At 60.4% G+C, this 18,996-nt stretch carries 19 protein-coding genes; 15 read left to right on the plus strand and 4 right to left on the minus strand.

The genetic code is table 11. The features are described 5' to 3' along the window. Positions 1 to 2: 2 nt before the first annotated feature. From F0184_RS16645 to F0184_RS16655, 3 genes are all read right to left on the minus strand, one after another. On the minus strand, positions 3 to 1,055 hold the full coding sequence (locus F0184_RS16645) for a glucokinase (protein ID WP_150497338.1): 1,053 nt from the start codon (positions 1,053 to 1,055) through the stop codon (positions 3 to 5). Then, positions 1,052 to 1,477, minus strand: coding sequence for a methylglyoxal synthase (locus F0184_RS16650; RefSeq protein ID WP_172972146.1), 426 nt, complete (start codon positions 1,475 to 1,477; stop codon positions 1,052 to 1,054). The genes F0184_RS16645 and F0184_RS16650 overlap by 4 nt, the downstream gene beginning before the upstream one ends. A gap of 138 nt (positions 1,478 to 1,615) precedes the next feature. Further along, the gene (locus F0184_RS16655; RefSeq protein ID WP_208998526.1) at positions 1,616 to 2,464 is read right to left on the minus strand and encodes a DUF1194 domain-containing protein; all 849 of its coding nucleotides are present in this window, start codon (positions 2,462 to 2,464) and stop codon (positions 1,616 to 1,618) included. Positions 2,465 to 2,522: 58 nt separating this feature from the next. On the opposite strand from F0184_RS16655, the gene F0184_RS16660 reads away from it, so the two are divergent. The 13 genes from F0184_RS16660 to F0184_RS16720 all read left to right on the plus strand — a co-directional run bounded on the left by F0184_RS16660 (position 2,523) and on the right by F0184_RS16720 (position 15,417). Further along, positions 2,523 to 2,723: a hypothetical protein gene (locus F0184_RS16660; RefSeq protein WP_150497340.1), complete on the plus strand. Its 201-nt coding sequence runs from the start codon at positions 2,523 to 2,525 to the stop codon at positions 2,721 to 2,723. Positions 2,724 to 2,995: 272 nt separating this feature from the next. After that, a complete protein-coding gene (locus F0184_RS16665; RefSeq protein WP_208998527.1) occupies positions 2,996 to 4,024 on the plus strand; it encodes a sugar-binding transcriptional regulator in 1,029 nt (342 codons plus the stop codon). 49 nt (positions 4,025 to 4,073) lie between these two features. Then, positions 4,074 to 5,054 carry a BMP family lipoprotein gene (locus F0184_RS16670; RefSeq protein WP_150497434.1) on the plus strand — a complete coding sequence of 327 codons (981 nt, stop codon included), beginning with the start codon at positions 4,074 to 4,076 and terminating at the stop codon, positions 5,052 to 5,054. Between the two features lie 84 nt (positions 5,055 to 5,138). Continuing rightward, positions 5,139 to 6,137, plus strand: coding sequence for a BMP family lipoprotein (locus F0184_RS16675; RefSeq protein WP_150497341.1), 999 nt, complete (start codon positions 5,139 to 5,141; stop codon positions 6,135 to 6,137). A gap of 33 nt (positions 6,138 to 6,170) precedes the next feature. After that, positions 6,171 to 7,736, plus strand: a complete 1,566-nt coding sequence (locus F0184_RS16680; protein ID WP_150497342.1) for an ABC transporter ATP-binding protein — start codon at positions 6,171 to 6,173, stop codon at positions 7,734 to 7,736. Further along, a complete protein-coding gene (locus F0184_RS16685) occupies positions 7,733 to 8,839 on the plus strand; it encodes an ABC transporter permease (RefSeq protein WP_150497343.1) in 1,107 nt (368 codons plus the stop codon). The genes F0184_RS16680 and F0184_RS16685 overlap by 4 nt, the downstream gene beginning before the upstream one ends. 10 nt (positions 8,840 to 8,849) lie before the next feature. After that, a complete protein-coding gene (locus F0184_RS16690; protein WP_150497344.1) occupies positions 8,850 to 9,818 on the plus strand; it encodes an ABC transporter permease in 969 nt (322 codons plus the stop codon). Further along, positions 9,815 to 10,201 carry a cytidine deaminase gene (gene cdd / locus F0184_RS16695; RefSeq protein WP_150497345.1) on the plus strand — a complete coding sequence of 129 codons (387 nt, stop codon included), beginning with the start codon at positions 9,815 to 9,817 and terminating at the stop codon, positions 10,199 to 10,201. Before F0184_RS16690 ends, cdd begins: the two co-directional genes overlap by 4 nt. 14 nt (positions 10,202 to 10,215) lie before the next feature. Continuing rightward, positions 10,216 to 11,028 carry a purine-nucleoside phosphorylase gene (locus F0184_RS16700; RefSeq protein WP_150497346.1) on the plus strand — a complete coding sequence of 271 codons (813 nt, stop codon included), beginning with the start codon at positions 10,216 to 10,218 and terminating at the stop codon, positions 11,026 to 11,028. Continuing rightward, positions 11,021 to 11,800: a deoxyribose-phosphate aldolase gene (gene deoC / locus F0184_RS16705; RefSeq protein WP_150497347.1), complete on the plus strand. Its 780-nt coding sequence runs from the start codon at positions 11,021 to 11,023 to the stop codon at positions 11,798 to 11,800. Before F0184_RS16700 ends, deoC begins: the two co-directional genes overlap by 8 nt. A gap of 3 nt (positions 11,801 to 11,803) precedes the next feature. Then, positions 11,804 to 13,120, plus strand: a complete 1,317-nt coding sequence (gene deoA / locus F0184_RS16710) for a thymidine phosphorylase (protein WP_150497348.1) — start codon at positions 11,804 to 11,806, stop codon at positions 13,118 to 13,120. A gap of 63 nt (positions 13,121 to 13,183) precedes the next feature. After that, a complete protein-coding gene (locus F0184_RS16715; protein ID WP_150497349.1) occupies positions 13,184 to 14,404 on the plus strand; it encodes a phosphopentomutase in 1,221 nt (406 codons plus the stop codon). An 11-nt stretch (positions 14,405 to 14,415) separates the two neighbouring features. Next, positions 14,416 to 15,417, plus strand: coding sequence for an adenosine deaminase (locus F0184_RS16720; RefSeq protein WP_150497350.1), 1,002 nt, complete (start codon positions 14,416 to 14,418; stop codon positions 15,415 to 15,417). Here the strand turns inward: F0184_RS16720 and F0184_RS16725 are convergent. Further along, entirely contained in the window at positions 15,406 to 16,707 is a 1,302-nt protein-coding gene (locus tag F0184_RS16725; protein ID WP_150497351.1) for an MFS transporter, read from the minus strand. The genes F0184_RS16720 and F0184_RS16725 overlap by 12 nt on opposite strands. Before the next feature lie 322 nt (positions 16,708 to 17,029). Here F0184_RS16725 and F0184_RS16730 point away from each other — a divergent pair, with 322 nt between their 5' ends. Then, positions 17,030 to 18,262: a DUF1688 family protein gene (locus F0184_RS16730; RefSeq protein ID WP_172972147.1), complete on the plus strand. Its 1,233-nt coding sequence runs from the start codon at positions 17,030 to 17,032 to the stop codon at positions 18,260 to 18,262. 72 nt (positions 18,263 to 18,334) lie between these two features. Then, on the plus strand, positions 18,335 to 18,964 hold the full coding sequence (gene upp, locus F0184_RS16735) for a uracil phosphoribosyltransferase (RefSeq protein ID WP_150497353.1): 630 nt from the start codon (positions 18,335 to 18,337) through the stop codon (positions 18,962 to 18,964). Positions 18,965 to 18,996: the final 32 nt, after the last annotated feature.

Here is an 18,996-nt window from a genome sequence, read left to right on the forward strand (position 1 = left end):
CCTCAACCGGACGGCAGGGACATCATGTCAAACTTCGCTTGCCAGGCGCGGCCGCTCAAGTCGACGGCGAAGAGGTCGGGGTCGCGGGCATAAGCGGCAAGACCTTCAAGCGCCGGATTCGGGTGGCGCACGAGAAATGTCGGGATGGACTTGAGCAGCGCCTCGTGCGGGGCCTTGGCTTCAAAGGACGCGCGGAATCCGCCATTGATCAGAAACCGGTCGATCCGGGGCGTGACACCACCTGTCAGATAGACGCCCCCGCGCGCCAGAACCGTCATGGCAAAGTCGCCTGCGACCCGGCCGAGACCGCGGGCAAACACCTCAAGTGTTTTCGTTGCTACCGGGTCTTTCGTGCTGGCGGCCCACGTCACATCGGCAGCAGTGGCATGATGCGGTTGAAGGCCCATACTCGCGGCCACCGCGCGGGCCAGCCTCGGCAACCCGGTGCCGGAGAGGATCTGCTCTGCGCCGATCCGGCCGCCAACCCGCTCGATATGCGGCCAGATTGTCTGATCCTCGTCGCTTACTGCGCCGATCTCCACATGCCCACCCTCGCCGGGCAGCGGGATCCATTTGCCGGCCGCATAGACCAGGGCGGCAGCTCCCAGGCCTGTTCCGGGTCCAAGGACAAATTTCGTGGCATTTTTGCGCATCACACCGCCGCCAATCTGTTCTACAGCGCCACCTTTCAGGCTGGGAAGTGCAAGGGCCTGTGCTTCGAAATCGTTCAGCACGACGACATGATCGAGGCCAAGTTGTTTGATGAGCACATTCGGCTCGATCACCCATGCGGCATTGGTCAAGGGAATGCGGTCGCCGGTCACGGGACCGGCGACCGCCAGAATGGCCGACCTTGGCTGCGGGGCGCCAGATGCCAGAACGGTAGCGCGTATGGCAGCGCAGATGTCGGCGTGATCCCCAGTCGCCGTGATGACCGGTGCAAGCGCAGTGTCGTTGCTGTCCTGGACGATGGCGAAGCGGGCATTCGTGCCGCCAACATCGGCGACCAGAACGGGAAAGGTGAAGTCACCGGTCTGGTGGTTTGTGATGTTCATTTTTGAATCAGACTGACTTCAGGAGTTTTTGATGTTGATTGCAAACCGGCGAGGCGGGCCGAACGCAACAGGATCTCCGCCGTCGAGACGTTCAGCGCCGTGGGCAAGTCATAAAGCACGGCAAGGCGCAGGAGGGCCTTCACGTCCACATCGTGCGGCATTGGCGTCAACGGATCTATGAAAAAAATAAGTCCATTCAACCGACCCTCGGCAATCATCGCGCCAATCTGCTGATCGCCCCCCAGCGGGCCGCTCCGGACCCGGGTCACGTCCAGAGCTGGACATGCATCCATGATACGGCCACCAGTCGTTCCCGTTGCGACAATCGAGAAGTCCGACAGTTTTTGCGCGTTGCGTTCGGCAAAGGCGGCTATGGCGTCCTTTTTCGCATCGTGCGCCACGAGGGCGAGCGTCGGTTTCATATCTATCGGTATCCCAATCGAAGCGTTGCGGTTGCTTCAGGAATACCGTCACGCGCGGGCCAGCGCAAAGGGGAATGGCCCGCCAATGGGCTCAGACCCGGAAAGGTGCGCGGAACGATGCCTTTCCGGGGCAACGCTTCAATCGAACATGCCGCATCGTGTCGGCTGCCGGTCCGAGACGGTTTGCACGAGTGGCGGCGGGAGTGTCAAACCAGCCACTTCCATTACCAGTTTCATGCGGATGGCATCGGCGAATTCGCTTTTGGAGCGAACGGGAATGGCAAAGGAACCGGGGCCGCCAATCACGCAGTCCTCATAGTAGTGATCCAGGTTCAGCATGGCTTGCCATGTGGTGCCGTTTGACTTCATCATCAGCGGCAGTCCATTGATGACGACACCGCTGGACAGGAGCCTGTCCCGCATTTCGGTCACCGGCCCGCCCTGGTTGTTCGGCCCGTCGCCCGAAATGTCGATCACTTTGCGCAGGCCGGAAAAGGTGTTTGTTTCGACCATCTCGACGGATTTCTTCAAGGCTGAGCTGATCGAGGTCCGCTGCACCTGCCGAAGCGGTGCTTCCGCGATCTGGGCGGCGAAAGCTTCCGCGCTTTTCCGATCCTTGACTTCCGCCCAATCGGCGACGACGAAATGCTCGCCAACGCCGCCCCACTCCATATAAACGACCGCGATCTTGCCGATCGGACCGAGTTGAACGGCTTCAACGAACTCATCAGAGGTAAGCGCGGAAACATATCCGGCCCGTTGCACTTCTTGCTCGTCAGCATCCATCGATTGGGAGATATCAACGGCAAGAACCAGCTCCACATCCACTTCATTGCCGTAGTTGTGGGTCCAGTCACCGACAGACTGGCTATAGGGCCGGAAGGTCTGGGCGTTCGCATTTTGCAAGACGCTGCCAAGACCGAGAAACAGGGCGACTGTACACAGGCCCATATGACGGGCGATTTTTTCGTTCATTCCGAGACGCATGTTGGTTCTCCTTTCAGGCCTTAAGGCCGGTTCACCACGTCTCCCCAGAAGTTATTTTATGGACGAAATTCTTATCGGTTCGTTCCTCGTCAAAACAGCGAAGAGTACTGAACAGCTTAGCTGTCGCATTCCGAAACATTCGCAAATGCTGGAACAAAGGATATCTCAGCGGCCTTTTATGGCAAACAAAAAAGGTGCACGCAGTGCATTTCTTTTCCACAAGGACAAAAAGGTCAATGAGAACAGCGCCTCAGGATAAAGTGGTCCGAAGCGGGGCTGCGCACGTTCTGCCCGCCAGCGCGGCCAAGCTGCTGCCGTCTTGACGCGATGGGCCCAGAATCGCGCCAATCGCCTTCCCTTTGTGCACCGGTTTTGCTTGACGAGGCTGACGCCCTGAGTCATCTTTTTGAAGAAATAATCATGTGCTGAATATTTTTTCAGACGGTTTTGGCGGATGGGGTCGGCCTTGTCGCTGAGTGCGGCCGGATGACCGCCGCAAAAGCGCCTTGTGTTAGGGGAGACTGGTCTGGCATGCGGGTCCGGGATGATGATTGGACCACCTATCTGGCCATAAGGGCCGCGTGGTTGTCGTTCGTCGGCGGCCGGACACAAGGTGAAATCGCGGAACAGCTTGGCGTGTCTCCCGCGAAGGTTCATCGTCTAATTGCCTTGGCGCAAAAATCCGGTTTCGTGAAGTTTCATATTGAGGGGCGCCCGGTCGAATGCCTCGAGCTCGAAGACAGTCTGACCCGGCGTTTTGGGCTTCAGAGCTGCATTGTGGCGCCGGAACTTGGTGGCGGGGACGGTGAAGCGGCCCTTAGATCGGTCGGCGCGTGCGCCGGACAGTTCCTGTCGGACTTGTTGTCCTCACGAAGCGTGAGGCGCGTCGGCGTGGGAATGGGGCGGACCTTGAAAGCCGCCGTCGAGGAAATGGGCCGTCTGGCGCGGCCCGATCTCGAGATCGTTTCCATTAGCGGATCGCTTACCCGCAAGCTTGCAGCCAACCCGTATGACGTCGTTCAGCGCATGCAGGAGCGCAGCGGCGGCGAGGGATTTTATCTCCCGGTTCCCTATTTCACCGAAACAGCGGCGGAAAAGCAGGTGTTCCTCGCCCAACGGTCTGTTCAGGATCTATTGGGCCGGGCGCGTCAATCGGATGTGTTCGTCATTGGCATCGGGACAGTTGAGGACGATGGACATCTCGTGCAACGCGGGATGATCTCCAAGCCCGAACAGGAAAATCTTCGGGCAAATGCCGCTGTATCCGATCTGATGGGGCGTTTTTTGACGGCTGAGGGCACCTTGGCGGACGTCCTTTTGGCGGAATGCGCGGTCGGATTGCATTTTGAGGAAATCCGGGGCTCGCGTATCGTTGCTCTGGCGGGCGGGGCGGGCAAGGCCCAGGCCACAATAGCTGCTTTGAAAACCGGCGTAATCACGGACCTTGTCACCGACGAACCTTTGGCGCGGGCGATCGGCGAGCAGTTGGGTCCACAGCTCTTGCGACCTGCGGACCGGCCGGGGCGGCAAGAGGAAAAGTCTCATCGGGGTCGCCACTAGCGGCGGCCTCTTGTTCTGGAGGGTAGAAGACGTGAAAAAACTGTTTGCGATGAGTGCTGCTGCAAGCGTGATGCTTGCATGTGCAAGCGCCTTGGCTGCCGATATCCAGCCGGCGGTCCTGTACGACCTTGGCGGCAAATTCGACAAGTCATTCAATGAGGCAGCGCATAGTGGCGCACAGCGCTTTCTCGAAGATACCGGAATTGAGTATCGGGACTTCGAGCTTCAGAACGACAGCCAGCGCGAGCAGGCCCTGAGAAACTTTGCCCGCCGGGGTATGAACCCGATCGTCGCCATCGGGTTCTCGCAGGCAAATGCGGTTGAGAAGGTCGCCGCAGAATATCCCGATACCCAGTTTGCGATCGTCGATATGGTTGTCGATCTTCCGAATGTGCGTTCCATCGTGTTCAAGGAACATGAAGGCTCTTACATCGTCGGAATGCTCGCGGCGATGGCCTCCGAAACCGGCAAAGTCGGTTTCGTCGGTGGCATGGACATTCCGCTGATCCGGAAATTCGCCTGCGGATACAAACAAGGTGTTCTGGCGGTCAACGCCGATGCGGAGGTGTTCCAGAACATGACCGGCACGACGGGTGCGGCGTGGAATGACCCGGTGAAGGGCGGCGAATTGGCCAAGTCCCAGTTCGACCGTGGCGCGGACGTTGTCTACCACGCGGCAGGCGCGACGGGTATTGGCGTGCTGCAAGCCGCCGCCGACGCTGGCAAGCTGGGCATCGGTGTGGACAGCAACCAGAACGGCCTGCATCCAGGGTCGGTTCTCAGCTCGATGATCAAGCGCGTCGACGTTGCGGTGTATCAGGCGTTCGACGATGCGAAGAACGACAACTGGACCTCCGGCTTCGAGGTGCTTGGCCTTGCTGAAGGCGGGGTGGACTGGGCGCTGGATGAGAACAACGCGGCGCTCGTGACCGAAGAAATGAAGGCCGCTGTCGCGCAAGCCAAGAACCAGATCATCTCCGGCGAAATTGTCGTGCATGACTACATGTCGGACCAGAACTGCCCGTTCTGATGAAATCGGACCCCCGCGGCTTCAACGCGGGGGTCTGCTCTTCCTGATCCCGGCCAGCCAGCGGTCAAGTCGATTGGAGACAGCATGTTCTCAGGAGCCTTGCGCACCCTGCTTTCGGTTGCCGCCGCGATGCTGGCATCCGCACCCGCACTTGCGGATCCTGCCATCGTCTATTCGGTCGGAGGCAAGTTCGATGGATCTTTCAATGAGAGCGCCTATGCGGGCGTGACGCGGTTTCGCGACGAAACGGGTAGTGCGGTGCGCGAGTTCGAGTTGCAGCGCGATGCCCAAAGCCTTCAGGCTTTGCGGAATTTCGCCGGACGCGGCCATGCTCCGGTCGTGGCCATCGGCTTCAATCAGGCGTCGTCCATGGCCGAGGTGGCCACTCAGTTCCCCAACGTCCAGTTCGCGATCGTCGACATGGTGGTCGAAACGCCCAACGTCGCGTCATATGTCTTCAAGGAGCATGAAGGTGCCTATATCGCCGGGCTTCTCGGCGCCATGGCCAGCGAAACAGGCACCATCGGTTTTGTGGGCGGCATGGATATTCCGATTATCCGGCGGTTCTTGTGCGGTTACCGGCAGGGAGCCATGGCGGCCGATCCGGACGTCTCCGTCCTCTTCAGAATGACCGGTGACACACCGGCTGCCTTTGCCGATCCGGTGCGCGGTGCAGAACTCGCCAGAACACAGATCCGCTCGGGGGCGGATGTCATCATTCAGGCGGCTGGCGGGACCGGGATAGGCGTATTGCAGGCCGTTGCCGATGCCAATGTCTTGGGCATCGGGACCGATTCCAATCAGAACGGCCTTCATCCGGGCAACGTTCTGACCTCCATTCGAAAGCGTGTCGACACGGCGGTTTATCAAAGCTTCATGGACGTCCGGAACGGTACCTTCGAACCCGGTGTGAAGGTTCTGGGTCTTGCGGACGGTGGCATGGATTGGGTGATCGATGACAATAACCGGGCGCTGATCACGCCTGAAATGAAAGCTGCGGCCGACCAGGCGAGCGAAGCGATTTCTGCGGGTACCTTGAAGGTGCACGACATCATAACCGACGGACCCTGTCCGTTTTCCTGACTGGCGCAGGGTCTCAGGCGCGGTGGTGAACCCATGAACAAAGCACTTCACACAAATGAACTGGGCACCTCTGCCGTTCCGGCGATCGAGCTGCGCAAGATCAACAAGCGTTTCGGTCCGGTTCATGCGAACAAGGACATCGATCTCGTCGTCGCGAAGGGATCCATCCACGGGATCATCGGCGAGAACGGTGCCGGAAAGTCCACGTTGATGTCGATCCTTTACGGCTTCTACGAAGCTGACGAAGGCGACATCCTCGTGAATGGCAGCCCGGTAAGAATTTCCGATTCCAAGACCGCCATCGCGCTCGGCATCGGCATGGTCCATCAGCATTTCATGCTGGTCGATAATTTCTCGGTTCTAGAGAACGTCATTTTGGGCGCGGAAGACAGCGGGTTCCTGGCAAGCGGAATTTCCCGGGCGCGGACCGAGCTCAAGCGACTGGAAGACGAATACGAGCTGCGGGTCGATCCGGACGCCCTTATTCAAGACCTGCCCGTTGGCCTTCAGCAGCGGGTCGAGATCCTCAAGGCGCTGTATCGCGGCGCCGATGTTCTGATCCTCGACGAGCCGACCGGCGTTTTGACCCCGGCCGAGGCCGATCATCTGTTCAAGATCCTGAATGTGCTGAAGGACCAAGGCAAAACGGTTCTTCTGATCACCCACAAACTCAGGGAGATCATGGCCATCACCGACAAGGTATCCGTGATGCGCCGGGGGGAGATGGTAGCCACCCGTCAAACAGCTGAAACAAACATGAGCGAGCTGGCGGAACTCATGGTTGGGCGCAGCGTTTTGCTGAATGTCGAAAAACAGCCTGCCAAACCGCGAGATACGGTGCTCGCGGTCGAGGGATTGACGGTGACGGATACCCGGGGTGTCGAAACCGTCAAGAATGTCTCGCTGGAGGTCAAGGCCGGGGAGATCGTCGGCATTGCCGGAGTGTCCGGAAACGGACAGACCGAACTTCTGGAAACCATTGCCGGAATCCGGTCCGCGACCAGCGGTACTCTGCACATTGCCGGTGAGACGATCGATCTGGGCACGCGCACCCCAAACCCGGCCGAAATGCGCCAGAAGAGCCTCGGGCATGTGCCGGAGGACCGGCACCGGATGGGCCTGGTTACCAGGTTCGCCGAATATGAGAACGCCATCCTCGGCTACCACAACGATCCGCAATACTCGAACGGGCTTTTTCTCGACATCGCAGGGATCAAGGCGGCGGCCATGGCGGAAATTGAAAAATACGACATCCGTCCGCCAAATCCGATCTTGAAAACGGCGAATTTTTCCGGTGGCAACCAGCAGAAGATCGTTCTCGCCCGCGAGATCGAGCGCGATCCGACGGTTCTTCTGGTCGGGCAGCCGACGCGCGGCGTCGATATTGGCGCCATCGAGTTCATTCACAAGCGTCTGATCGAAATGCGGGACGCCGGGAAGGGGATATTGCTGGTGTCTGTGGAGCTGGACGAAATCCGCGCGCTTGCCGATCGCGTTCTGGTGATGTTCGACGGCCGTATTGTCGGCGAACGGGCACCCGATGCTGATGAACGCGAACTGGGCCTTCTGATGGCCGGTGTCGAGGGAGCCGGGGCATGAGCACAGGGCAGTTGCCACGTTGGGTGGACCTTGGTCTGATCCCTCTGATAAATCTCGTCGCCGCGTTTTTCGTCTCTGGATTGGTGGTGATCCTGATCGGTGAAAGCCCGGTCGAGGCGGTTCAGGTCCTCATCTGGGGCTCGCTCGGCTTTGGCGAGGGCATCGGGTTCACTCTCTTTTATGCGACCAACTTCATTTTCACCGGTTTGGCCGTCGCGGTGGCCTTCCATGCCGGGCTGTTCAACATCGGCGGTGAGGGGCAGGCCTATATCGGCGGGCTTGGCGTTGCCGCAGCGTGTCTGTTGCTGGATCATATTGTGCCCTGGTGGGTCACCATGCCGTTCGCGGTGGCCGGCGCGGCCCTCATGGGCGCCGCCTGGGCATTCATTCCGGGTTATCTGCAAGCAACGCGCGGCAGCCACGTCGTGATTACGACGATCATGTTCAATTTCATTGCAGCATCGCTGATGGTCTACTTGCTGGTGAATGTGATCGGGGAGGCCGGTTCCATGCAGCCGGAGACACGGACCTTCGTCGAGGGCGGCCGGTTGCCTTTCCTGACGGACATCATCCCTGGGGTGGATTTCGGCACGGCGCCGGTGAATTTTTCCCTGATCCTCGCGCTTCTGGCCTGTATCGGTGTGTGGTTGCTGATCTGGCGCACCCGCCTTGGATATGAGATCCGCTCCTATGGTGCCAATCCGGACGCGGCCGTCTATGCGGGCATCAACCCTGTTCGGACCATCGTGATCACCATGATGATCTCCGGCGGTTTGGCCGGAATGATGGCGATCAACGAGGTGATGGGCTCGCAGCACCGGCTCCTGATTGAATTCGTTACGGGATATGGCTTCGTCGGGATCGCCGTTGCTTTGATGGGCCGGGCCCATCCGGTCGGTATTGTTCTGGCCGCGATCCTGTTCGGCATGCTGTATCAGGGCGGGGCTGAACTCTCGTTTGAGATACCGGCCATTACCCGGGACATGATCGTGGTGATCCAGGGCCTGGTCATCCTGTTTGCGGGTGCACTTGAATACATGTTCCGCCCAACCCTGGTCCGCCTCTTTGCAAGCCGCCGGGCTCCGGCCGCGGCAGCCGGTTAAGGAGCTTCAGATGTTCGAAACATTCATCCTCCTTCTGGACTCCACGGTGCGCCTGTCCACGCCGTTGCTGCTTGCGTGTCTTGCCGGGCTTTATTCCGAGCGCGCGGGCATCGTTGATATCGGTCTGGAGGGCAAGATGCTGGGCGCCGCCTTCGGCGCCGGGGCGGTGGGTTATCTTTCCGGCAATGCCTGGGTTGGTCTCATGGCCGGGATCGGGGTGTCCGTCGGCCTGGCGCTGATCCATGGCTTTGCGTCGATCACCAACCGCGGCAACCAGATCGTGTCGGGTGTCGCCATCAATTTTCTGGCCGCGGGCCTGACGGCGCTCTTGGGGCAGAGCTGGTTTAACCAGGGGGGGCGGACACCAACACTCTCCCAGGGTGGGCGGTTTCAGAACATTGAGCTTCCCTTCGCCGAAGCCTTGCGGGATGTACCGGTCATCGGACCGATCTACTCCGAGCTTCTATCAGGCCACAATATTCTGGTATACGCCGCCTTCGCAGCCGTGCCGCTGACCTGGTGGGTCTTGTTCCGTACCCGGTTCGGTCTCAGGCTGCGGGCCGTCGGTGAAAACCCGGCGGCTGTCGATACGGCTGGAATTTCCGTCGTATGGCTGCGCTACCGCGCTGTTATCGTCTGCGGTATGTTGTGCGGACTGGCCGGCAGTTATCTGTCGATTGCCCAATCCGCTGGCTTCATCGTGAACATGACGGCGGGCAAAGGCTTCATCGCGCTGGCCGCCCTCATATTTGCCAAATGGCGGCCGGGATACGCGATGTTTGCCTGCTTGCTGTTCGGTTTTCTCGACGCGTTGGCCATTCGCCTGCAAGGCCAGGAGTTGCCGGGTATCGGTGAGATCCCGGTCCAGTTCTTCCAGGCTCTGCCTTACATCCTGACCGTTATCCTGCTGGCCGGTTTCATTGGAAAAGCAGTCCCGCCAAAAGCTGCTGGCGTGCCCTACTTGAAGGAGCGTACATGACCACGCTGGATCAGCTGTTCGAAACAGCCAAGTCTGCGCGCGAGCGCGCCTATGCGCCCTATTCGGATTTTAAGGTGGGAGCTGCCATCCTGACCAAAGGGGGGAAGGTGATCGCGGGCTGCAACGTCGAGAATGCGGCCTATCCGGAGGGCGTGTGCGCTGAAGGCGGCGCCATCAGCGCGATGATCCTGGCCGGTGAAACGGAAATCGCCGAAGTGGTTGTTGTCGGCGACGCCGCGTTGTGCACGCCATGCGGTGGGTGCCGGCAGAAACTGAAAGAGTTTGCCGACGGCACGGTAAAGGTTCATGTGGCCGACCTCTTCGGGATTAGACGCACATTTTCGGTGGCCGAGCTTCTGCCGGCCGGATTCGAGTTGAAGTAAGAAGGATAGACCCCATGAGCGGTTATGGTCGCGATTGCGCGGATATCGTCCGCGCGGCCCGCGCGGGCACGTACAAGATCGGCATGATACTGGGGTCGGGGCTGGGGTCGCTGGCCGATGAAGTCGTGGACGGCGTCCGCATCCCCTACAGCAGGCTGACCGGTTTTCCGGTGTCCTCCGTGACGTCGCATTCCAGTGAACTGGTTGCCGGAAATCTGGGCGGTGTACCGGTTGTGATCCTGTCCGGCCGGGCCCATTACTACGAGTCCGGTGATGCCGGCATTATGCGGACACCCGTAGAGACCCTGAAGGAACTTGGATGCGAAATCCTTCTGGCGACCAATGCGGCGGGATCGCTGCGCTCCGAGAATGCGCCGGGTTCCCCGCTCATCCTATCGGATCACATCAATTGGTCCGGGCTCAATCCCTTGATTGGGGAAGAGGATGAAGCACGTTTTCTCGACATGAGCGCGGCCTATGATCCGGACTTGCGGGCGGCTCTGGCCAAGGTCGCCCGGGAAACCGGCGATCCGGTGCCCGAGGGGGTCTACATGTGGTTTTCCGGCCCCTCATTCGAGACGCCGGCCGAGATAAGGATGGCCCGGACACTCGGCGCGGACGCTGTCGGCATGTCCACTGTACCGGAGGTCATCCTGGCCCGGTTTTTGGGAATGCGGGTGGTGGCGATGTCGATCCTGACCAACTACGGGGCCGGCCTGCAGTCACATGCGCTGTCCCATGATGAAACCAAGAGTGTTGCGATGACAGGAATGGACCGTGTGAAGCAGATTGTTCGTGCCTTTGTGATGGAGGTCGGCCATGGATGAGGCCACCACGACGGCGGTCGCAACGCGAGCGTTGCACCTTGTTGATCTCACCAATCTCAACGAGGATTGCACAGCAGCCGACATCACCGCCTTGACCAAGCGGGCCGTGACTCCGCATGGGTCGGTTGCCGCCGTGTGCATTTGGCCGAGTTTCGTTGCCCAGGCCGTGCGCGAACTCGACGGAACCGGGGTCAGGGTTGCAACCGTGGTAAACTTTCCCGGTGGCGGCGTTGAAACCTCGCAAGTCGTTGCCGAAACGCAGGCGGCCATCAGCGCCGGGGCGGACGAGATCGATCTGGTCATGCCCTATCGTGCCTTCCTGGAAGGGAGGAAGGGGTTCGCCGAGGAGCAGATCATACGGGTGAGGGAGGCTGTCCCGGACTCGGCGAAGCTCAAGGTTATTCTGGAAACGGGCGAAATCAAGGACCCGCTCTTGATCCACTTGGCGTCCGAAATCGCGATCGGTGCAGGGGCCGATTTCCTGAAGACGTCCACCGGCAAGGTGGAGGTCAATGCAACGCTTGAAGCCGCCGAAGTCATGCTGACTGCAATCGAGGAGGCCCGGCGCGATCACCGGCGGGACGTCGGTTTCAAACCTGCGGGCGGGATCAAGACGATTGCGGATGCACAAGCCTATCTGGATCTCGCGGACCGGATCATGGGATCGAATTGGGTGTCGGCGGCCACATTCCGCTTCGGGGCCAGCGGCCTGCTCGATGCTCTTGTGGGCACGATTGAAGGGACGCAAACGGCGGCGAAAGAAGGATACTAAACCATGTTGCCACAAGAAATCGTCCGTAGAAAACGAGATGGCGAAACGCTCGGGCCTGAGGAAATCGCCTTTTTTGTGAAAGGACTTGCCGATGGCACCATCACTGAAGGGCAGGTTGCCGCCTTTGCGATGGCGGTGTTCTTCAAGGGCCTGACGATCGAAGAACGGGTCGCGCTCACGCTCGGGATGCGGGACAGCGGCGACGTGCTGGATTGGTCTGATATCGACGCCCCTGTTCTCGACAAACATTCAACCGGCGGCGTTGGTGACAATGTCTCGCTGATGCTGGCACCGGCCCTGGCTGCGTGCGGCGCGGCAGTACCGATGATTTCCGGGCGCGGATTGGGGCACACTGGCGGCACGCTCGACAAGTTCGACAGCATTCCGGGCTATCAGACGCAACCGGACAATGCCCTGTTCCGGAAAGTGGTCAAGGAAGTCGGGTGTGCTGTGATCGGCCAGACCGGCAATCTCGCGCCCGCCGACAAACGCTTCTACGCCATCCGCGACGTGACCGCGACGGTGGAAAGCATTGACCTGATCACGGCGTCCATCCTTTCCAAGAAGCTGGCTGCGGGCCTGCAAGGTCTGGTGCTGGACGTTAAATGGGGCACGGGCGCCTTCATGGCGGACCTTGACGATGCGCGGGCGCTGGCTCAGAGCCTCGTCAAGGTGGCAAACGGCGCTGGTCTCAAGACGACGGCCCTGCTGACAGACATGAACGAGCCGCTCGCCTCCGCGGCCGGAAATGCGGTCGAGGTCCAAAATGCGGTCGATTTCCTGAAAGGCACCGCCGTCGACAACCGCTTGTTCGACATCACGATCGCGCAGGGCGGGGAATTGCTGGCGACCGGCGGATTGGCCGCCGACGCGGCAGAGGGAACGGACAAGATGCGCAAGGCCTTCGAGAGCGGAGAGGCCGCCGAGGTCTTCGCCCGAATGGTGTCCGCGCTGGGCGGTCCGGTGGATTTCATGGACAAGTCCGAGCTTTACCTGGCCAAGGCCCCGGTGCAGGCTCCGGTTTACGCGGAAGAGGCCGGGTCTGTAACAGGTATTGATACCCGCGCCGTGGGGCTGGCGGTTGTTGCGCTGGGCGGTGGCCGCACAGCGGCCCATCAGGTCGTTGATCCCGCGGTCGGTCTGACAAACCTGGCCGGGCTTGGAAACAGCGTGGACGCCGATTGCCCGCTTGCCATCGTTCACGCGCACAGTCAGGCCGATGCGGAGCGCGCCGCGAACATGGTGCGGGCCGCCTACCGGGTTGGCGACGCAGCCCATGTTCCCGACCATGCGGCTATCGTGGAGCGTATCACCGCCTGATGGTGGCGATTTTTCGATTTGTTGCAGTCGCTTGACGTGGCTGAACCTTGAAAGGACCGTGTCATGGCACGCGCGATATTGTGCGTCTTGGACAGTTTTGGCATTGGCGGAGCGCCCGATGCGGACGCGTTTGGAGACGCAGGCTCCGACACGCTCGGCCATATCGCGCAGCGGTGCGCGGCCGGCGAGGCGGACCGGGATGGACTGCGCTCCGGACCGCTTCAGGTTCCGAACATGGATCGTCTGGGCCTCGGTGCTGCCGCGCGGGCCTCGACGGGCAAGGCCGCTCCCGGCCTCGATTTCGCGGGCGACCCGGAAGGCATTTGGGGGTATGCGGCGGAGGTTTCGCACGGCAAGGATACGCCCTCGGGCCACTGGGAAATCGCGGGTGTGCCGGTCCTGTTTGATTGGGGGTACTTTCCCGACACTTTGCCCACTTTTCCAGATGCACTGATTGAGGCGGTCAAGACCAAGACCGGGTTGGCCGGCGTTCTTGGCAACAAGCATGCCTCGGGCACCGTGATTATCGAGGACCTGGGAGAGGAGCATATCCGCACCGGTTTGCCGATCTTCTATACCTCGGCGGATAGTGTGATCCAGATCGCCGCCCACGAAACGCATTTCGGGCTCGAGCGCCTTTATGAGCTGTGCCAAACCGTGCGGGAGATTGCCGATCCCTACAATATCGGCCGGGTCATCGCGCGGCCTTTTGCCGGCGAAGGCGCGAAGAATTTCCAGCGAACCGCGAACCGTCGGGACTACTCGGTGCTGCCGCCCGAACCGACGGTATTGGATCGCCTGACCGACGCAGGCCGCACGGTCTACGGCATCGGCAAGATCTCCGATATCTTCGCGCATCAAGGTGTCTCGAAGGTTCTGAAAGGCGCGGGAAATGACGAATTGTTCGATCGAACGCTGGAGGCGATGGCTCTTGCGGGAGACGGGGATCTGGTGTTCGCGAACTTTATCGATTTCGACTCTCTGTACGGGCACCGGCGTGATGTTGCCGGGTACGCGGCGGCTCTGGAGCATTTCGACCGGCGGCTGCCGGACATGATGGCGCGTTTGAAGCCCGGTGACCTTCTGATTTTGACCGCGGATCACGGATGTGATCCGACATGGACGGGCACCGATCACACGCGCGAGCATGTGCCGGTGGTGGGAACGGGTCCGGGTATCCCGGCCAAGGCGATAGGCGGCCGCTCGACCTTCGCCGATATCGGAGAAAGCATCGCCCGCCACCTTGGTATTGCACCCGGGCGCCACGGCGAGAGCTTCCTCTGAGGATTTGATCCATGCCCGACCACGTAGCGATCCCGAAGGCCGAATTGCATTGCCACATCGAGGGGGCTGCGCCGCCTTCGCTGGTGCAGCGTTTGGCCGAAAAGTATGGCGTCGACGTATCGGGCATCATCAGCCCGCAGGGCAAATACATCTGGTCGGATTTCACGCAGTTTCTCAAAGCCTACGATCTATCAAGCACCGTGTTCCGGACACCGCAGGACTATGGGCTTCTGGCTGAAACCTATTTCCGGATGCTGGCGGCCGAAGGGGCTGTCTATGGCGAGATTTTCATTTCGCCTGATCATGCGCGCACGGCTGGATTGTCCTATCGCTCCTATGTTGAAGGTCTTGCCAGCGGAATAGAGCGGGCGAAGATCGATACGGGGATTGAAGGCCGGATGATCGCCGTAGGGGTCCGTCACTTCGGTGGCCCGGCGGTTGAGCGGGTAGTGAAGGATGTGATTGCTTGCCCGCACCCGATGGTCACCGGCTTCGGTCTCGCCGGCGACGAACGGGAAGGCCACCCCGCCAATTTTGCGAAGGCGTTCCGCATGGCAGGCGAGGCGGGCCTCGGGCTTACCGCGCATGCGGGCGAATTCAGTGGAGCGGAGAGCGTTCTTGCCGCGCTGGAGTTCTTGCGGGTCAAACGGATTGGGCACGGCGTTCGGGCCATCGAGGACCCCAAACTTGTGCGGCGCCTGGTTGACGAGGACATCGTGCTTGAAGTGTGCCCGGGGTCGAATATCGCCTTGGGACTCTACCCGGTGCTGCGGTTCCACCCGGTCAACATGCTGCGCCGTCAGGGAGTGAAACTCACTTTGAATTCCGACGACCCGCCATTCTTCGGAACAACTCTCGGAAAGGAGTATACATCGGTGGCGGAAACGTTCGGATGGGGCATCGATGACCAGTTGACCATAACGCGTACTGCCATCGAGGCTGCGTTTTGCGACGAGGCCACGAAGACGCGGTTGCGTGTCCGATTGGAAAGCGCGGCCGTTTCAGGGCTTTGAGATTGAATCGCCGAGCACCTGCGCAGTTTCGCCTGGCTGCTGTTCGGCGGCAATCTCCTCTTCAGCCCTGGGATCGAGTACCGCGGTTTCCGGTGTCGACATGCGCGCTGTCGAGACCACCGGAACGAAGTCCGTCTTGTCCTCTCCCGCAACCGGTGCCCGTTGCGTGATCCGCCAGATCGCAAAGGCCACAAGCGACAGATGGGCCACTGCCGTGACCTGAAACAAGGCGCCAGGCTGGGTCGCGCTCATCAAGACCGAGGCGATCAGCGGGCCGATCATCGTACCGACGCCGAAAATCAGCAGGAGCCCGCCGCTGGTTTTCAGGAAGTCGCCCGGATCGGCGTGGTCGCTGGCATGGGCCACGATCACCGGATACATCGAATAGATCATCCCGCCGAAGATGCCGATCATCAAGATGATCCACAGCGGGTCCGTCTCGACCAGAAACGACAACGCTATGCCGAGACCCATGGCAAAGACAGCCTGTGCGATCAGCACGTAGCGCCGGTCCATCCGATCCGACGCGAAGCCGATCGGGATCTGCACCATCGCGCCAAAGAGAAGCGCAAGGCTCATCATGATGGCGATTTGCGTGACATCAAGGCCAATGCGCTGGCCGTACACTGCGCCCAGTGTGCCGAAGGACCCGTTCGACAGGCCCACCATGAATATCGCGAAAACCGCCACCGGTGAATTCCGCCAAAGCTGCTTGGGGTCCAGCTTGGCCTGGGTCAGGGGAGCCGGCGTGGCGGCCGTTGAGAGCGCGGTGGGCAGAAGCGAGAGCGAGTAGATGATGGACCCAACGACGAAAAACAGATAGCCGCGCGCATCGCCCAGGGTCAGAAGCATCTGTCCGGCGGTGGTCGCCCCGAGATTTACCATCGTGTAGATGCCGAAGATCTTGCCGCGGGTCTGGTTGGTCGCACGCTCGTTCAGCCAGCTTTCGACGATCATCGCTGCTCCGGCGAAACAAAACCCGGTGATCGCGCGCAAGATAATCCACGCGAGCGGTGTCATGAACAAGAGGTTTAAAAGGACGGTGATCCCTGCAAGCGACGCCAGCACGCTGAAGGAGCGGATATGTCCGACACGTTTCACGATGGTCGGCACCAGAAGGCATCCGCCCATGTAGCCAAAAGCCCAGCCTGCCCCAAGCAGGCCCAACGATGTGTCTGAAAAGCCCTCCGCCAGACCGCGGACCGGGAGAAGCAGGCCATGCAGACCGCCTGCCAGCAGTAGCAGGGCTGATCCGGTTAAAAGCGCGCTGATGGAAAAAAGCGGTGTCATGGTGATTGTCAGTCCGAAACGCGGGATGAGGGTGTGTCAGGCGATTGGGGTGAACCTACTTGGCTTGAATGAACTTGGCTTGATTGAACAAAAAGCGCTAGACGGGACGACAAACCGGACCTGTTGGTGGCACGGTATCAAAACACCACGCGTGTCTGGAGCAATCGCCGGTCAGATTGAAGAAGTGCGCTCCAATCTGACCGGAAGAGATTGCTCACCACATGAAAGTGTTAGAGCATTTTTTCACGTTCGATCAATCGCGCAGCGATTCAATCTGGTCCGGAGATGCTCGGGACCGGAAGCCTGGGAAAGCGAAGTCAAATTGTCAACCGAAGGTGATGCCCCGTCAGCTCTCGAGATTTGGACAGCTGGTGCTGCTCAAGCCGCCGTGGGCCAGGTTCTGCAAGACGCGAACCTTGCGCAATTGCGCACTATCCAGGTCGACATGCAGGCTTTGGACAGCGTGGCGGAGGCCGTTGTTGCGCAGGTCCGCAGGTACTATCCGGACCTTCAGGTCCCTCCAGCGTCGGTCTGGCGCTGGCTTGAAACTGGCGGCATCGACCGTTGGGCAGTCCTGGCCGACTATCGCGGGTTTTCGTCACCTCAGGATTTGTTACGGGTGGCGGGCGATCTGGCGTTGCTGGTCTCTGCGGCGGCCAGTCAGGTCCCGGCCGGTTGGGTCTTCGAAGACGGGTACACGGAGCACTTGTTTGGTGGAAGGGCCGGTGTGGCACTGGCGGTCCTCAACATGATGCGGTCCGGCTCCTTTTCTGCCGACCCGGCCGACCCGCTCCGTGTGGATGCCCATGCCCTGATCCGGCTCGATGTGGAGGAAGTCGCATCCGGGCTGCGTCTGGATCATGACGTTTTTCCCGGCTGGGCCGAAGCCCTGACAGCGCATCTGCACCGCTTCGGAGAAGCGGTCGGCATGCGGCCCGACGTGTTTGAAGCCGATGAAGCTGCGCGCCCGGGCAATCTGTTGGTGCAAATCGGCAACCGCAATGCCAGGGGAGAGATTGCAATTGATGAGGTTTTTGCAAGGGTCGCGGAATCCTTCGCCCCGCTTTGGCCCGGCGGCGCCGGTGTGGGCGACATCATCCTGGGGGATGTCTGGCGGGCTGACCAACCGCTTGGCCCGGCAATGATCCCGTTTCATTTGCCGGCTCTGGAGATGACCAACAGCCTTATCGAGCCGTTCGCCTGGTCCGGCTTGAATGTGTCCGGCTTCAGCGAACTGCCCGCGCCATCAGATGCCGCGCATGCTCTCCTGCTGCAAGACCACGGGGTTATCCGTGTGATCTCCGACCAAGTGCCGCCGGATCCGGTTACCGGCATGATCGAGGTCCGGATGGTGACCTCCAGCCTGTGGAGCCGCCTTGCGGATCGCGTCCGGGAGAAACTGGCCGCCCCAGAAGAGGTCCTTCCAAACGCGTGTGTCTTGGAGGGGTCCCGCATGGCTGCGGTTCCTGTTGCCCAGGAAAACCCTGAGGGATTTCAAAAACTGGCGAAAATCATGAATCCAGGGTCTGTTTTTTGGCTCCCGTTCGGGGCATAGCTCAAACCAAGCACCTTCAGACCATCCACACACCAGATCGCCCGAGAGGGCGCGTAATCGAAAGAGGCAGCCATGTCAGGAGCAAACGTAATCGACCATCCTCTGGTTCAGCACAAACTGACGATCATGCGCGACAAGGGCACGTCGACCCAAGGATTCCGGCGGCTCCTGCGGGAAATCTCGACCCTGTTGTGCTACGAAGTCACGCGGGATTTGCCGCTTGTCCATCAGACCATCGAGACACCCCTGGCGGAAATGCAGGCCCCAACACTTGCGGGAAAGAAGCTGGTGTTCGCCTCCGTGCTGCGCGCCGGCAACGGTCTTCTGGAGGGCATGCTCGATCTGGTGCCTTCAGCCCGTGTCGCGCATATCGGTCTTTACCGGGATCCCGAAACGCTTCATCCGGTCGAATACTACTTCAAGGCCCCGGAAGATCTCGATGAGCGCTTGATCATCGTCGTGGACCCGATGCTGGCAACGGCCAATTCGGCCATCGCGGCAGTTCAAAAGCTGAAGGATCGCGGTGCCAACAACATCCGGTTCTTGTGTTTGCTCGCTGCCCCGGAGGGGGTGCGGAAGTTCATCGATCACCATCCCGATGTCCCGGTCTACACCGCCGCGGTCGACGAGAAGCTCAACGAGAAGGGGTATATCGTGCCAGGTCTCGGCGATGCGGGCGACCGCATGTACGGCACCAAGTAAGGTCCGCTGCCGCCGGTGCCAAGGGGGATGCG

It is taken from the genome of Roseibium aquae, assembly GCF_008711285.1.
GTDB lineage: Bacteria > Pseudomonadota > Alphaproteobacteria > Rhizobiales > Stappiaceae > Roseibium > Roseibium aquae.

Excerpts from the sequence above, each read along its gene's own strand:
- F0184_RS16675 (WP_150497341.1), top strand. The coding sequence starts at position 5,139 with ATGTTCTCAGGAGCCTTGCGCACCCTGCTTTCGGTTGCCGCCGCGATG.
- F0184_RS16645 (WP_150497338.1), bottom strand. The coding sequence starts at position 1,055 with ATGAACATCACAAACCACCAGACCGGTGACTTCACCTTTCCCGTTCTG.
- F0184_RS16655 (WP_208998526.1), bottom strand. The coding sequence starts at position 2,464 with ATGCGTCTCGGAATGAACGAAAAAATCGCCCGTCATATGGGCCTGTGT.
- F0184_RS16650 (WP_172972146.1), bottom strand. The coding sequence starts at position 1,477 with ATGAAACCGACGCTCGCCCTCGTGGCGCACGATGCGAAAAAGGACGCC.
- F0184_RS16690 (WP_150497344.1), top strand. The coding sequence starts at position 8,850 with ATGTTCGAAACATTCATCCTCCTTCTGGACTCCACGGTGCGCCTGTCC.
- F0184_RS16715 (WP_150497349.1), top strand. The coding sequence starts at position 13,184 with ATGGCACGCGCGATATTGTGCGTCTTGGACAGTTTTGGCATTGGCGGA.
- F0184_RS16720 (WP_150497350.1), top strand. The coding sequence starts at position 14,416 with ATGCCCGACCACGTAGCGATCCCGAAGGCCGAATTGCATTGCCACATC.
- F0184_RS16680 (WP_150497342.1), top strand. The coding sequence starts at position 6,171 with ATGAACAAAGCACTTCACACAAATGAACTGGGCACCTCTGCCGTTCCG.
- F0184_RS16685 (WP_150497343.1), top strand. The coding sequence starts at position 7,733 with ATGAGCACAGGGCAGTTGCCACGTTGGGTGGACCTTGGTCTGATCCCT.
- F0184_RS16660 (WP_150497340.1), top strand. The coding sequence starts at position 2,523 with ATGGACGAAATTCTTATCGGTTCGTTCCTCGTCAAAACAGCGAAGAGT.
- F0184_RS16725 (WP_150497351.1), bottom strand. The coding sequence starts at position 16,707 with ATGACACCGCTTTTTTCCATCAGCGCGCTTTTAACCGGATCAGCCCTG.
- upp (WP_150497353.1), top strand. The coding sequence starts at position 18,335 with ATGTCAGGAGCAAACGTAATCGACCATCCTCTGGTTCAGCACAAACTG.
- deoA (WP_150497348.1), top strand. The coding sequence starts at position 11,804 with ATGTTGCCACAAGAAATCGTCCGTAGAAAACGAGATGGCGAAACGCTC.
- deoC (WP_150497347.1), top strand. The coding sequence starts at position 11,021 with ATGGATGAGGCCACCACGACGGCGGTCGCAACGCGAGCGTTGCACCTT.
- F0184_RS16670 (WP_150497434.1), top strand. The coding sequence starts at position 4,074 with ATGAGTGCTGCTGCAAGCGTGATGCTTGCATGTGCAAGCGCCTTGGCT.
- F0184_RS16700 (WP_150497346.1), top strand. The coding sequence starts at position 10,216 with ATGAGCGGTTATGGTCGCGATTGCGCGGATATCGTCCGCGCGGCCCGC.
- F0184_RS16665 (WP_208998527.1), top strand. The coding sequence starts at position 2,996 with ATGCGGGTCCGGGATGATGATTGGACCACCTATCTGGCCATAAGGGCC.
- cdd (WP_150497345.1), top strand. The coding sequence starts at position 9,815 with ATGACCACGCTGGATCAGCTGTTCGAAACAGCCAAGTCTGCGCGCGAG.